At 63.2% G+C, this 13,014-nt stretch carries 12 protein-coding genes; 3 read left to right on the top strand and 9 right to left on the bottom strand.

Features of this window, described 5'->3' with window-relative positions:
* Positions 1 to 4: 4 nt before the first annotated feature.
* From KHP16_RS07210 to KHP16_RS07200, 3 genes are all read right to left on the bottom strand, one after another.
* Positions 5 to 307: an EthD family reductase gene (locus KHP16_RS07210; RefSeq protein WP_211959841.1), complete on the bottom strand. Its 303-nt coding sequence runs from the start codon at positions 305 to 307 to the stop codon at positions 5 to 7.
* A 23-nt stretch (positions 308 to 330) separates the two neighbouring features.
* Complete coding sequence (locus KHP16_RS07205) at positions 331 to 1,083, bottom strand: SDR family oxidoreductase (RefSeq protein ID WP_211959840.1); 753 nt, start codon at positions 1,081 to 1,083, stop codon at positions 331 to 333.
* A gap of 141 nt (positions 1,084 to 1,224) precedes the next feature.
* Positions 1,225 to 2,721 carry a M81 family metallopeptidase gene (locus KHP16_RS07200; protein WP_211959839.1) on the bottom strand — a complete coding sequence of 499 codons (1,497 nt, stop codon included), beginning with the start codon at positions 2,719 to 2,721 and terminating at the stop codon, positions 1,225 to 1,227.
* Positions 2,722 to 2,837: 116 nt separating this feature from the next.
* On the opposite strand from KHP16_RS07200, the gene KHP16_RS07195 reads away from it, so the two are divergent.
* Both KHP16_RS07195 and KHP16_RS07190 read left to right on the top strand, forming a co-directional pair.
* A complete protein-coding gene (locus tag KHP16_RS07195; protein WP_211959838.1) occupies positions 2,838 to 3,794 on the top strand; it encodes a LysR family transcriptional regulator in 957 nt (318 codons plus the stop codon).
* A gap of 148 nt (positions 3,795 to 3,942) precedes the next feature.
* Complete coding sequence (locus KHP16_RS07190; protein WP_211959837.1) at positions 3,943 to 4,914, top strand: Bug family tripartite tricarboxylate transporter substrate binding protein; 972 nt, start codon at positions 3,943 to 3,945, stop codon at positions 4,912 to 4,914.
* Between the two features lie 23 nt (positions 4,915 to 4,937).
* Here KHP16_RS07190 and KHP16_RS07185 read toward each other — a convergent pair whose 3' ends face one another.
* From KHP16_RS07185 to KHP16_RS07175, 3 genes are all read right to left on the bottom strand, one after another.
* Positions 4,938 to 6,395, bottom strand: a complete 1,458-nt coding sequence (locus KHP16_RS07185; RefSeq protein WP_211959836.1) for a benzaldehyde dehydrogenase — start codon at positions 6,393 to 6,395, stop codon at positions 4,938 to 4,940.
* 411 nt (positions 6,396 to 6,806) lie between these two features.
* Positions 6,807 to 7,817 (bottom strand): Bug family tripartite tricarboxylate transporter substrate binding protein, encoded by a 1,011-nt coding sequence (locus tag KHP16_RS07180; RefSeq protein ID WP_211959835.1) that lies wholly within the window; start codon positions 7,815 to 7,817, stop codon positions 6,807 to 6,809.
* Positions 7,818 to 7,899: 82 nt separating this feature from the next.
* Entirely contained in the window at positions 7,900 to 8,724 is an 825-nt protein-coding gene (locus KHP16_RS07175) for an aspartate dehydrogenase (protein WP_109581106.1), read from the bottom strand.
* A 129-nt stretch (positions 8,725 to 8,853) separates the two neighbouring features.
* On the opposite strand from KHP16_RS07175, the gene KHP16_RS07170 reads away from it, so the two are divergent.
* The gene (locus KHP16_RS07170) at positions 8,854 to 9,801 is read left to right on the top strand and encodes a LysR substrate-binding domain-containing protein (protein ID WP_211959834.1); all 948 of its coding nucleotides are present in this window, start codon (positions 8,854 to 8,856) and stop codon (positions 9,799 to 9,801) included.
* A gap of 8 nt (positions 9,802 to 9,809) precedes the next feature.
* Here KHP16_RS07170 and KHP16_RS07165 read toward each other — a convergent pair whose 3' ends face one another.
* The 3 genes from KHP16_RS07165 to KHP16_RS07155 form a co-directional block, all read right to left on the bottom strand.
* Positions 9,810 to 10,673, bottom strand: coding sequence for a carbohydrate ABC transporter permease (locus KHP16_RS07165; RefSeq protein WP_109581108.1), 864 nt, complete (start codon positions 10,671 to 10,673; stop codon positions 9,810 to 9,812).
* A gap of 11 nt (positions 10,674 to 10,684) precedes the next feature.
* Complete coding sequence (locus KHP16_RS07160) at positions 10,685 to 11,584, bottom strand: carbohydrate ABC transporter permease (protein ID WP_109581109.1); 900 nt, start codon at positions 11,582 to 11,584, stop codon at positions 10,685 to 10,687.
* 68 nt (positions 11,585 to 11,652) lie between these two features.
* Entirely contained in the window at positions 11,653 to 12,972 is a 1,320-nt protein-coding gene (locus KHP16_RS07155; protein WP_211959833.1) for an ABC transporter substrate-binding protein, read from the bottom strand.
* Between the last annotated feature and the right edge of the window lie 42 nt (positions 12,973 to 13,014).

The raw sequence follows: 13,014 nt of genomic DNA, 5'->3' as shown, positions 1-13,014 counted from the left end.
CGCTTCAAAACTCCGTGAAAAGACTCCGGAGCACAACCTTGGCATCCGTGAAGTGCCTCACATCGTCCATCACCCGCTGCGTTTGCGGGCTCTTTAGCGCGTCATGCACGCCCTGTTCCGAGGCGAACGTGTATACGCCGATGGACTTCCATTCGCCCTTGGCGGAGTAGGGGAAGAACGCCTCCGCGGATTGGAGTCCATACTGTTCCCAGCATGACATCGCCAGCTTGAAATGTTCGTTCGCGTAATAGTCCCGATCGAACCGCGTGTTGGCGTCGCCCGTGCAAACCACAATCATCTTCGTCATCTTTTTTCCTCCTGTGCCCGATTTCAGGCGCTGATGCCGCCATCGACAAGAATCCCCGAGCCCGTGATATACGCGGCAGCCGGCCCGGCAAGGAACGCGACGGCGTCGGCAACTTCGCGGGGCTTGCCGTAGCGGGCGATCGAGAGGTTCGGCAGGATCGCCGTGGCGAGCGGGCCGTCGGCGGGGTTCATGTCGGTGTCGATCGGTCCGGGGCGAACCAGATTGACGGTGATGTCACGAGGGCCCAGTTCACGCGCAAGACCGCGGGTGAAGCTCTCCATCGCCGATTTGGTCGCTGCATAGACGGCGATACCGGTGAACGGCACCGAGAGTCCCGCATTGCTGCCGATGGTGATGATGCGGCCGCCATTCGGGATGTGCTGGAGCGCGACCTGAGTGGTCAAAAATACCCCGCGTACGTTCACGTTCAGCTGTAGATCGATATCGTCCAGCGACAGCTCGGAGAACGCCCCTGCGACAAGGACTCCCGCGTTATTGACGAGGATGTCGAGGCCGCCGAGTTCGGCAACCGTCCGCTCGACCGCGGTTTTCGCGGACTCCGGCCTGGCCGCGTCCGCCTGAATGGCGACGGCATTGCGGCCGAGGCTGCGGATGTCGGCGACAAGTGCCTCGGCTTTCTCGGCCGACTTCTCATAGGTGATGGCGACGTCGGCGCCGTCTTCCGCCAGCTTCAGCGCAATGGCGGCACCGATGCCGCGCGCGGCGCCGGTGACCAGCGCGCGCTTGCCGGCCAGGGGGTGAGAGGACTTGCTCATAGCGCTTTGACATTCTGTAGTGATCAATACAGAAAGTGTCGTCGATCTGAAGCGCCGGACGCAAGCATTATTTTGTATCGATCATTAAAAAAATCCCCGAGGTCGCCCCCTCACCCCCGTCCGCCTCGGCTATTCGACCGATCAAGGACGCAGGCGAGTGGAGGCAGAGATCTTCTTCCAGGGCAACTCGCCCGGGTCGACAAGCAATTGGCCGCGCGCCAATGCAAACAGAATGTCCTGCTCCGGATCCTCCACCAGGCGGTCGAAGTCCGCACGAAAATGGTGGGAGCTCTTGACGACGATGATCTTCATCGACTCGGGATCGATGGCCACCATCCGGAAGAGTTCACGATCCTGTGCCCCGATCCTCCCGCTCGCGACCACGATCAGAATTCCCTCCAGTTCCAGGCAGGCGGATCGACCCAGTTGCGTCTGGAATCCCGTCATCTTCGGACCCTTGAATGTCGTGACGCCGTTGGACAACGCACGAACGAGGAAGCGGCCCCGCACGGGTGGCTCGCTCGGCCCCGCCGGCGTGCGCACCGACTCGCCGATAGCCGTCTCCAGATACGCGCCAACACCCGCACGATGCGCCGCGTCTGCCGCAGTGGGGTCGTAGAGGACCCCAAGTGCCACGCGCTGCGGAAACACCTTGCCCGCGCCAGCGTTCACCAGAGCATGCAGCACGCCTGTCGTCGACCCGGTGCCGCCTATACCAGGGTTGTCCTGTGTGTCCGCGACCATGACAGGACCTTGTGACACCCCGGCGCGCGCGAGGGCGGCGTCCACAGCGTCCTGTGCAGTCTGTGCGGTGAGTCGCCACTGCGCCGGCTCCGCGATGTGTTCATAGAGTGCCGCGACAGCCTGCTCGGCCCGCTCGCCATGAGACCAGATTACCGGCGCACACTCTTCGAAGTCGGACGCGGGAAAGCCCATGCAGAAGCTGGATACGGTGCCGAGCTCGCGGTCGACGTTCTCGATCATCTCGTAGCAACCCTTGGCCGGCTGCGAAGACGTACCCTGCGAGTTGATCGATATGAGGTACGGGAGCCGGCGCGCGCTGGTTCGTTCCCTTCCTCCGTTTGCAACCAGTCGTTCAAGCAGTTCGGCGGCGCGTTCGCCCGTCTTGACGTAATCGATGTGCGGATACGTTCGAAACGCGACCATGGCGTCGGCCAGTTCGAGCATGCCACGCGTCACGTTCGCATGAAGGTCGAGGCTGACGACGATGGGGATAGTCTTGCCGACGATCGTGCGCAGGCGACCGAGGAGTTCGCCTTCCGCATCGTCGTGCGACTGGGAGAGCGCGGCGCCATGCAGCTCCAGGTAGATCGCGTCGAAATCGAGGCGGCGGGCATCGGCCGCGATGGTGTCGCAGATGTATTCGAACGCCTCGTCCGTGACGTACGACGAGGGCACCGCGCCGCACCACAGGCTTGGAATCAATGTCCACCCGCGTTCGCGTGCGTACCGCGCAAAGCCGGTCGCCGAGACGTCGATGTTGGCGATCATCTCCAGCATCGCCTGACCACGGGTCGGCTTCGGGAAAGTTTCGCCACGCTCGAATGCCGGCCAATCGGCAAGGTTCTCCGCGAAGGTGTTGGTTTCGTGCTTGAAGCCTGCAACGAGTACGCGCATGTTGAGTCCGGTCGGGTTTCGTTGACAGAATTCTTGTCGTGAATACACTGATGCACAATCGCTTCTTAGTGCGGTGGTCCGTAATGAAACTACTGTCCCCTGGTGGCCCGCCAACGTTGTCCGCCTCCGAACTCGCCTGGTTACGCTGCTTCGACGCCGCGGCGCGGTGCGCGAGCTTCACCAAGGCAGCCAACGAACTTCACATCTCGCAGAGTGCCGTCGGACAACAAGTCAAGAAGCTGGAAGAGCGGCTGGGGCATGCACTGATATTGCGCACGACGGCCGGTCTCAGGCTGACGCGCGAGGGCGAGCAGCTGTTCGCGGCAACGCGTGAATCCTTCAGGGGACTGGAGTCGGCAGTCCATCGATTGCATATCGCGCGCGCGGGCGAGCCCGTCAACGTGAGTTGCTCTCCGTCCTTCGCCATGTTCTGGCTGACCCTTCGGCTCGACAATTTCTACCGTGCGTACCCACATCTCACGCTGCGGGTCGTCGGGGACTCGCAGCATCCGGAGGCGGGACATATCACGCAGGAAAGCCTCGCCGCAGCCATCCGCTTCGAGCTTCCCGGCGGCCGGAGAGCTGACGACGAAGTGCTTTTCGACGAGTGGCTGGTGCCGGTGGCAACGCCCGCGTTCCTGCAGGCGCACCCCGACGTGCAATCCGTCGCGGATCTGCGCGGCGAGCATTTGCTGCACGCGGCGGACCCGTGGGAGGGGACCGAGCCCGCGCAGGAATGGTCGACGTGGCTATCCGCCATCGGTCATGACATCCCGGCGGCGACGCTGCGGCGCGGAACCCAGTTCAACCATTCTCTTCTGGCCATGCAGGCCGCGCTTGGCGGGCAGGGGGTCGCGATGGGAAGAGTGGCCCTCGTTCTGCGGTATCTGCTGCAAGGCAGGCTCGTCACGCCATTTCGGCAGCGGGTTCGTCTTGACGCCAGTTATCGCGTCGTCGTCAACGCGCAGCATCCGGAGGCGCCGACGATACGGAGCTGGCTGCGAAGCGAGGCCGATGTGTTTGTCGCCCAGCGCGATTCGCTTTTCGAGGACGAGAGGGTGGAAAAGGTGTAGCTGCCGGCATTCGCCGCACCCGGATGGGTGAGAATGAAGTTTTACTTCGGCGACTCCAACTACAGCGATGTTGTGATCTGGCCCTGAGGCACTTCAATATTGCGGTGCTCCTGGAGAGCGATGCCAGGCCTACAACATAAGGAGTTGGATGATGACGTTCTCAATGCCATTACGGGCGTGTCTCACGGGCCTGGCGCTTGCCTTGACGTGTGCGGTCGTGCATGCCGCGGACCCCGGTCGCCCGATCCGGCTGATTGTGCCCACGCCACCCGGTTCCGCGTCGGACGCGCTGGCGCGTGCGCTCGCGACGCCCTGGGGAAGCGCGAGCGGCCATCCGATCGTGGTAGAGAACTACGCTGGCGCGGGAACGACGATCGGCATGCGACAGATCGCGCGTGGCGCCAAGGATGGCTTGACGCTCGGCGTCATGAGCGCCAATCACACGATCAATCCATGGCTCTACAAGAACCTGCCCTACGATCCGATCGCCGATTTCACCCCGATTGCGATGATAGGTACGGTGCCATCGATGTTGGTGGCGAACAACCGGGTGGCCGCCAACTCGGCGTCGGAGCTCGTCGCGCTGGCGCGGTCTTCGAACACGCCGCTCGCGGAGGGCGTGGTGTCTGGCACGAGTTATCACCTGGCGAGCGAGGTCTTCAAGGAGCAAGCCAGCCTCGTGACGCGTCCGATCCCCTACAAGGGGACAACCCAGATCGTTACGGACCTGCTGGGAGGAACCATCGATATCGCATTCGTCGCCGCGCAGGCGGCCGCGCCTTTGGTGGCAGCGGGGAAACTGAAGGGCCTCGCGATGACCGGCACCGCGCGTAGCGAGGTCGCGCCGCAGGTTCGCACCCTGAAGGAGAGCGGGTTTCCGAACTTCAATGTGGATGTCTGGCTGGCTATCGTGGGGCCCGGTGGATTGAAGCCCGAGGACGTCGCCGCGCGGCGGAAAGAAGTGCTGGAAGCGCTCAAGTCTCCCGACATGGCGGACACGATGCGGCGCCAGGGCGTTCAACCCCTGTCGATGGAACAGTCCGCCATCCAGCCTTTCATCAAGCGCGAGTTGATGCGCAATAAACCCATCGTCGAGAAGCTCCAGATCTCCGTCGACTGAGCGCCGCGGCGTCCCACACGCCGTTAGAACGGGTAGACGATCGGCTCGTCGCGGGCGCTGATCCACTGCGTCTGCGTGAATGCGTGGAAGTTCGCCGGTCCGCCGAACCGGCTGCTGTTGCCCGATGCCCCCATACCACCGAACGGCACGTGGAATTCGTTGTTGACGGTCTGATCGTTGATGTGGACCATCCCCGCCCGGATGCGAGAAGCGAGCGCAAGGCCGCGGCCCAGCGACCGGGTGTGAATAGCGGCAGCCAGTCCATAGTCGGAAGCGTTCGCCAGCGCGACGGCTTCCTCTTCGTCGTCGAAGACAGTGATCGGCGCGACCGGCCCGAAGACTTCTTCCGAGAACACCCGCATAGGCGGCGTCACGTCGGTCAGAACGGTTGGCGCGTAGAAGAGCCCGTCATAGCGGCCGCCGGTCAGCAGCGTGGCGCCAGACTCGACGCTCTGTCTGACGATGCTGTCGACGCGGTCGCGCTGTCGTTCACTGATCAGCGGTCCGAGATGCACGGCTTGGCGATGCGGATCTCCCACCGTCAGGTTTCGCGCGCGCTCGGCGAGTCTGGCGGCATATGCGCTGGCGATGGAGCGATGCACGAGATGACGCCCGGTCTGCATGCAGATCTGCCCCTGATGCAGGAACGATCCCCATGCGCCATGGGAAGCCGCGGCATCGAGGTCGGCATCCTCGAGCACGATCATCGCGTTGTTGCCGCCCAGTTCAAGGGAGACCTTCTTGAGCGCCCGTCCGCACGCTTCCCCGATCGCGCGCCCGACGGCGGTGGATCCGGTGAAGGAAATCATGTCGATGCGCGGGTGACGCACCATGGCGTCGCCCGTCGCTGGGCCGCCTGGAATGACATGCAGCACGCCTGCCGGGAGGCCAGCCTGCTCGAAGACCTCGGCCAGAAGCAAACCACCTGTGATCGCGCTCATCGGATCTGGCTTCAGGATGACCGTGTTGCCCATCGCCAAGGCAGGCGCAACCGAGCGAATTGCGAGCAGGAGCGGAAAATTCCACGGTGCGATCACCCCGACGACACCGATCGGCACCTGACGGCTCAAATTCAGACGGCCCGGTATCGAAGACGCATAGAGTGCGCCTTCTGGCTGCAAGGGCATGGCCGCCGCCATGTTCAATTGCTCGTACGCGGCATGGAGTTCCCACTCCGCCTTCGGCGGCGTCGAGCCACACTCCCGGATGTTCCACCGGTTGATGTCGTCTGCCCGCGCTTTCAACAAACGCGCCGCTTCGCGAATGATCTCGGCGCGGCGATCGAAACTCATCGCGCCCCACGCCGCCTGCGCGGCGCTGGCCGACGTTGCGGCGTAGTCAATGTCCTCGATGAAACCCGTCCCAATCGTGGCGAGCTTCTCGCCGGTCGCAGGTTCGACGACGTCGGCGCACCCCGTCCCGGCCCGCCAGCCATCCGAATAGATTCGACCTTCCCACACCGCTTCAACGCGACTTTCCATGACTTGCGCTCCAGACATGCATTGCTGAAAAAAGAGTTGCCGGATTTGATTCGAATATCGTCGGCAACATCCGGTAGCGCGGAGACTATGCCCGCCGTCGCGGGGCGGTCAAGGCGAGGGGAGCGGCATTGTCGAGCGAAGAAAAGCGGGCGGGGTGGGGCATTACGGTGCGGCGCCGAGAGGCCCGCAAATGGCGCAGTGGTGCGCTATGGCGGCAATTCCATACATCGCGTTTCCGGCGTAACAAGGGGGCTCAGTCGGCCCCGGTGGGCGAGGCGTTATCGGTTGATTGACCGATACAGCCAATATTGCCGATGCTTATGAGGTCGTTCTTTTGTGAAACTGGCGAATTGCACCGGCGGGAATCGAAGCCTGAGGCCGGCGCAACTTGCGAAGCCTCGCGGTCGGCCGCTAGTCCATCCCCATGGCGTTCTTGCGGATCACGTCCTGCCAGAGCGTGTTCTCCTGCGCGACGTAGGTCGCCATCTCGGCCGGCGACTTGAGCAAGGGCGTCATGCCGCGCGCATTCATGGTCTGCACGATCGCGGGATCACGGAGGGCGGCATCCAGCGCCGCCGCCAGCTTGTTGAGGACCGGTGGCGGTGTCCGGGCCGGTACGAACAAGCCGAACCACGTGCTGACCTCGAAGTTGGGTACGCCAAGTTCGGCGAAGGTGGGCACGCTGGGCAGCACCGGCGAGCGCTTCGCGCTGCTGATGGCGATCGGCACAACCTTGCCCGCGCTGACCTGCGGCAACGTGGTGGGTAGCGGATCCATCAGGAAATCCACCTGACCGCCTAGCAGGTCCGCCATCGCCGGACCGCTGCCCTTGTAGGGCACATGCAGCATCGATATGCCCATCTGCATATCGAAGTAGGTCATCTGCACATGATGCGAGGTACCGGGTCCCGCCGAGCCATAGGTCAGGCTGCCGGGGCGCTTCTTTGCTTCCGCCACCACGGCCGCCAGGTTCGGATACTTGTCGGCGCGCCCGGTGATCAGCACGCTCGGCACCGAAGCAATGCCACCGATTGGTGCGAAGTCGGTCGTCGGCGCGTACGGTACGGATTTCATCATATGCGGCACCACCGCCATGGTGCTCGCCGCGCCCAGTAATACCGTGTAGCCGTCGGGCTCCGCGCGGGCCGCGGCGGCCGTCCCGATCGTGCCGCTGGCGCCGGGACGGTTGTCGATGACGAAGCTGACGTTGAGGATCTCGCCCATTTTCTGGAAGATCGGGCGCGCCACCGTATCGTTGATGCCGCCGGGCGGGAAGGGCACGATCACGCGGACTGGCTTTGACGGAAACGTATTCTGCGCCGTGCCCATCAGAGGCCAGCCGGAGGCGGCGGCAGCCATGCAAAGGAGGGCAAGCCTCAAATGCAGGCGTACCGAGGTGCGGCGTGGCAATGCGATGCCCATACGAAAGCTCCTGTTACCTGAGAGGGGGAACAACCGTGCCCGCATCCATTTAGCGAGATCCGTGCCTGACGCGTTGCTTCATTCAGGTGCCGACGCGCAGCGGGCTGCGCAGCTTGCGTAGCACCGCGAGTACGCTCTGCGCCGTGATGCGGCCCGTCTTGGGGTTCTCGGTGGGGATGTTCTGGATACGCAGCGAGAACGAGGCCGCATCCGAGTCCACCTCGATCTCGTGCGTGTTGCGCGTCAGCGCCGGATCCGCCCAGATCTCGAGTTGCGTACGGTCCGGACCGATGCCCGCGAGCGCCAGCGCCACCACCACGTTGAGGTTGGCGGGGAAGCCCTTTGCCGCTTCGCGCGCGGTGCCCGAGAAGATCTTGAGCGGCTCGGTCACATCCTCGATATCGATGTTGTTGTTGACGAGGAACGGCGCGCCAACCAGCCCCCGCACGGGCTTGCGCGTGATCATCCTGACCGAGTGGATGGTTCCTTCGGCGGCGGCGGTGACGGCGTCGAGACCCAGCAGCGCGCCCGTCGGCACGATGATCTGGCCGCCATGCGCGCGCGCCAGATCGACGAGGTCCATACGGTCGAGCAGCGCACCGCAGCTCAGCACGATCACCGTCTTGCCCGCACGCAGCACCGGTTCGGCAATCGCTCCCACCAGTTCCGCGGGGGCGCATTCGATGACGATGTCCGCGTGTTCGGCCAGCTCGGCGATGTCTACGATGGCGATATGCCCCTTTACGCCCCGCAGCTTCTCGGCGGCCCGCAGCTTGTCGCGCGCCGCCACGGCGGTCAGCCGAAGACCGTGGATGCCCTGATCCAGTTGCTCGACCAGCTTGGTGCCCACCGCACCGAGGCCGGCGATCCCCACGCGCAGTTCCCTGATCTCCTTGTCGCCCGACATGTCGTTATCTCCTGCAAGATCGTTGGTTGTTCGTGCGCATCATGGTCAGCGCTGCGAGGGGTCTAGACAAACAACTTGAATGCAGCGACGCATGAGTTATAGTGATGCGTCCTTTGCCCCCGCACGACCATGAAACGCCTACTCCCACCGCTGGTAGCGCTACGCGCCTTCGAGGCGGTGGCCCGGCATATGAGCTTTACGCTTGCGGCCGACGAGTTGTGCGTCACGCAGAGCGCCGTCAGCCGCCATATCCGCAACCTCGAAACGCATTACGGCGTGAAGCTGTTCAACCGGCTGACGCGCGCGATCGAATGCACGGCCGAGGGCGCGCGGCTGTTCGCCGTGGTGACCGCGGCGCTCGCGCAGATCGAAGCCGTGGGAGAAGAACTGACCGGACGTCCTACCTCGCGTCAGCTGCTGGTGAGCATCCTTCCGACACTGGCATCGAGCTGGCTGATGCCGCGGCTGGTCAATTTCACCCAGGCGCACCAGCACATCGAGATCCGGCTCATCACTTCCATCGAGGCCGTATCGTTCAGCCGCGACAAGATCGATGTGGCCATCCGTGTCGGCAAACCACCGGGCAAGCGCGCGCGGCACGGCGCGCCGCGCATCGACCTCGTGATGACGGACGAGTGGCGCGGCGTGGCGGTGGAACCGCTATTCCCCGATGTACTCGTGCCGATCTGCAAGCCCGAACTGATCCAGGGCAGGTTGCCCGTACGGCCGGCCGCGCTGACGCGGATGCCGCTGATCCATACCGACTCGCGCGTACGGGCCTGGACTGACTGGTTCGCGGCACAGGACATTGCCTACGAGCGCAAACCGGAAGCCTTGCACTTTGGGCACTTCTTCATGTCGATGCGCGCGGCCCTCGAGGGACGTGGGGTGGCACTGGTGCCCGATGTGCTCGTGGCAGACGACGTGGCGAGCGGCAACCTGATCGTGCCGGTGCGCGAGCGCGTGCAGAGCGGCGGCGAGTACTGCCTGCTTTACCGGAAAGAACGTGCCGGCGACGATGCCATCGCGGCGTTTCGCCAATGGGTCCATGCGGAAGTTGCCGCGATGGTGCGATAGCGTCGGCGCTACTCCTTGACTGCGCCGGTCATGCCGGAAACGTAATACTCCACGAAAAACGAGTACACCACGGCCACTGGCAGGGAGCCGAGCAAGGCGCCCGCCATCAAGGCACCCCAGTGATAGACGTCACCCTCGACCAGCTCCGTGACGATGCCAACGGGTACGGTCTTGACCTCCGATGACGAGATGAACGTCAGCGCGTAGATGAACTCGTTCCATGACAGCGTGAATGCAAAAATGCCGGCCGATATCAGGCCTGGCACCGCGAGGGGAAGGATGATCTTGACGAGAATCTCCCAGCGCGTCGCACCGTCGATAAGCGCGCATTCCTCGAGCTCGTAGGGAATCGACCGGAAATAGCCCATCAGCAGCCACGTGCAGAACGGGATCAGAAACGTCGGATAGGTCAGGATCAGCGCCCAGCGGGTATCGAACAACCCCAGCTGGAAAACAATCGAAGCCAGCGGAATGAACAGGATCGACGGCGGAATCAGATAGGCCAGGAATATCGCAAGGCCAACCTGTTTCGCGCCCTGAAAACGCAGACGCTCGATCGCATAGGCGGCCAGCACGCTAGCGGCGAGGGAGGCGAACGTGGACACCGTGGAGACGATCACGGTATTCAGCAGCCATGCGGGGTACGGCGTGTCGAACAACAGCTTCCTGAAGTGAGCCAGTGTGGGCTTCATCACGATCAGCGGGTTCGCGCTCTGCATCAACAGCTCGCCGTCCGGCTTGAACGCTGTAATACCCATCCAGTAGAACGGAAACAGCAGTACGAAGAGGAAGATGCCGATGGGAATATAAAGCGTGACCCAGCGCCGCGGAATGGACTGGAGATACTCCATTCCCTGCCGTTCTTCTTCCATGGTCGTCGCTTTCACTTGTCGCCCCCCTGTTGCCAGGCACGTCGCTGTAGTCCGAAGTAGGAGAACATGATGGCCGCGAGCAGGAACGGCACCATCATCGTGGCCAGCGCCGCGCCTTCACCCAGCGAGCCGCCCGGAATCGCGCGCTGAAAGGATAGCGTCGCCATCAGGTGCGTGGCATTGAGCGGACCGCCGCGCGTGAGCACATAGATCAGTTGAAAATCGGTGAAGGTGAACAGCACGGAAAATGTCATCACAACGGCGATGATTGGGGTCAGTAACGGCAGCGTGATGTAGCGGAACTGCTGCCATGGCGTGACGCCGTCGATCGACGCGGCCTCATACAGCGTGGGGGAGATCGTCTGCAGGCCCGCCAGCAGCGAGATGGCGACGAATGGAATGCCGCGCCAGACGTTGGCCGCGATCGTCGAGAATCTGGCCAGCCATGGGTCACCGAGAAAGTCGATATAGCGATCGATGATTCCGAGCCTGACCAGCGCCCAGCTGATGACCGAAAACTGCGCGTCATAGATCCACCAGAACGCCAGCGCGGACAGCGCGGTCGGCACGATCCACGGCAATAGCACCACCGCGCGAAAAAAGGACTTGAACGGGAGGTTTCGGTTGAGCAGCAGCGCGAGCCACAGACCTAGCGCGAACTTGAGCACGCTGGCAACCAGCGTGTAGAAGATGGTGTTGAACAGCGCAAGTTGCGAGATCGAATCGCCCGCAAGATAGCTGTAGTTCGCGAAGCCGATCCACTCGCCGGCGCGGCCGATCTTGGCATCCGTGAAGCCTAGCCAGACACCGAGCCCGAGCGGGTAGGTGAGGAACACCAGCAGCAACAACGCGGTGGGCAACATGAACAGCAGCCCGAGCGAATGGCGGTTGTTTGACAGGCGGGACAGCATGGCTCTCCTTGGCTGCCGCCGCGACGGGGAGCGCGTCGCGGCGGATTCCTCCACGACGATCGGATCGGCTAAGCCTTGTAGAAGCGTTCGGCACGCTGCGCCGCGCGTGCCGCGGCTTCCTTCGGCGTCCTGGAGCCGCTGGCCGCCTCCGCCACCATATCGAGCACGATATAGTCCGCCATAGATGCCGCCGATGCGGTCCCGAGCGGGCCCGCATGGCCGTTGTCGAGCATCAGCGAAGCCGCGTCGCGATAGACCGTGTGCTTGGGATCGGCGGTCCAGATCGGATTCGATTCGTAGGCCTTGAGCGGCTGGCTCACATACCCGATCGCGGCTTCCATCCATGCGTTGTATTGTTCAGGCTCCATCATGAATTGCAGATAGGCCTTGGCGGCGTTCGGGTACTTGCAGTACCTGAACACCATCATCTGTGTGATCTGCATCAACTCGGTCGGCTTGCCACTGGACCCGATCGGGAAATGCGCATGCTGTATATCGCGCGCCATCTCCTGCAATTTCGGCTCCTTCGAATTCTTGGCCGCGTAGTAGACCGATATGCCGTTGGCGGTTAGGCTGACCTGACCGTCAAGAAAGGCCTTGTTGTTCGATGGGTCCTGCCAGGACAGCGTTCCCGGTACGAACGTCGCGTATAGCTGTTTGGCGTACTCGAGCGCCGCCAATGTCTCGGGAGAATTGACCACGACCTTGCCCTTGCTGTCGACGAGCATGCCGCCGTGCGACCACAGCAGCCAGTGGGCCCAGTTGTTGCCGTCACCGACGGCCTTGCCGAGGGCGAAGCCGCATGGCGTGCCCTTGGCTTTCAGTGCCTGGCATAGTTTGAGGAAGCCAGCCGTATCCTTGGGGATCGCATCGAACCCCGCGGCTTTGATATGGCTGTCGCGATAGACCAGCGCGTTCCCCACCACGCCGAGCGGCAGCGCGATCCATTTCCCTCCGTGCGTGCCGTATTTTTTGCACACGTCGTACCAGCCGCCATGCTTGCCGCCGAGATAGGTGGCCACGTCGCTCACGTCGACGAGCTTGTCTGGATATTGCTGCGGATCATCGAACCAGCCCAGCACGATATCCGGACCGGTGCCGACGCTGGCGGCCACCGCGGCCTTGGGGCGAACGTCCTCCCAGCCTTCGTTGTCGACGCGTACCTCCACGCCGGTGAGGTCGGAGAACTTCTTCGTGTTGGCCATCCACAGATCTTCGTCGCCCTGCACAAACCGCTTCCAGCGCAGGACGCGCAGCTTGGCGCCGGCCTCGGGCTTGTACTGCAACGCGGTGGCGGCATGCACGGGGCTGCCGAGCGTCGTGACGGCCGCCACCGCCGCGGTGGACACAATGAAATCGCGCCTTGTGAATTTTCCGGAATTGCTCATTGCTGGTCTCCTCCATGTTTATGGGTATGTCACCGCCTGAAC

Source organism: Cupriavidus plantarum, assembly GCF_905397285.1.
GTDB lineage: Bacteria > Pseudomonadota > Gammaproteobacteria > Burkholderiales > Burkholderiaceae > Cupriavidus > Cupriavidus plantarum.
The sequence above is the reverse complement of the archived record's forward strand: the minus strand, read 5'-3'. Positions and strand labels throughout refer to the sequence as shown.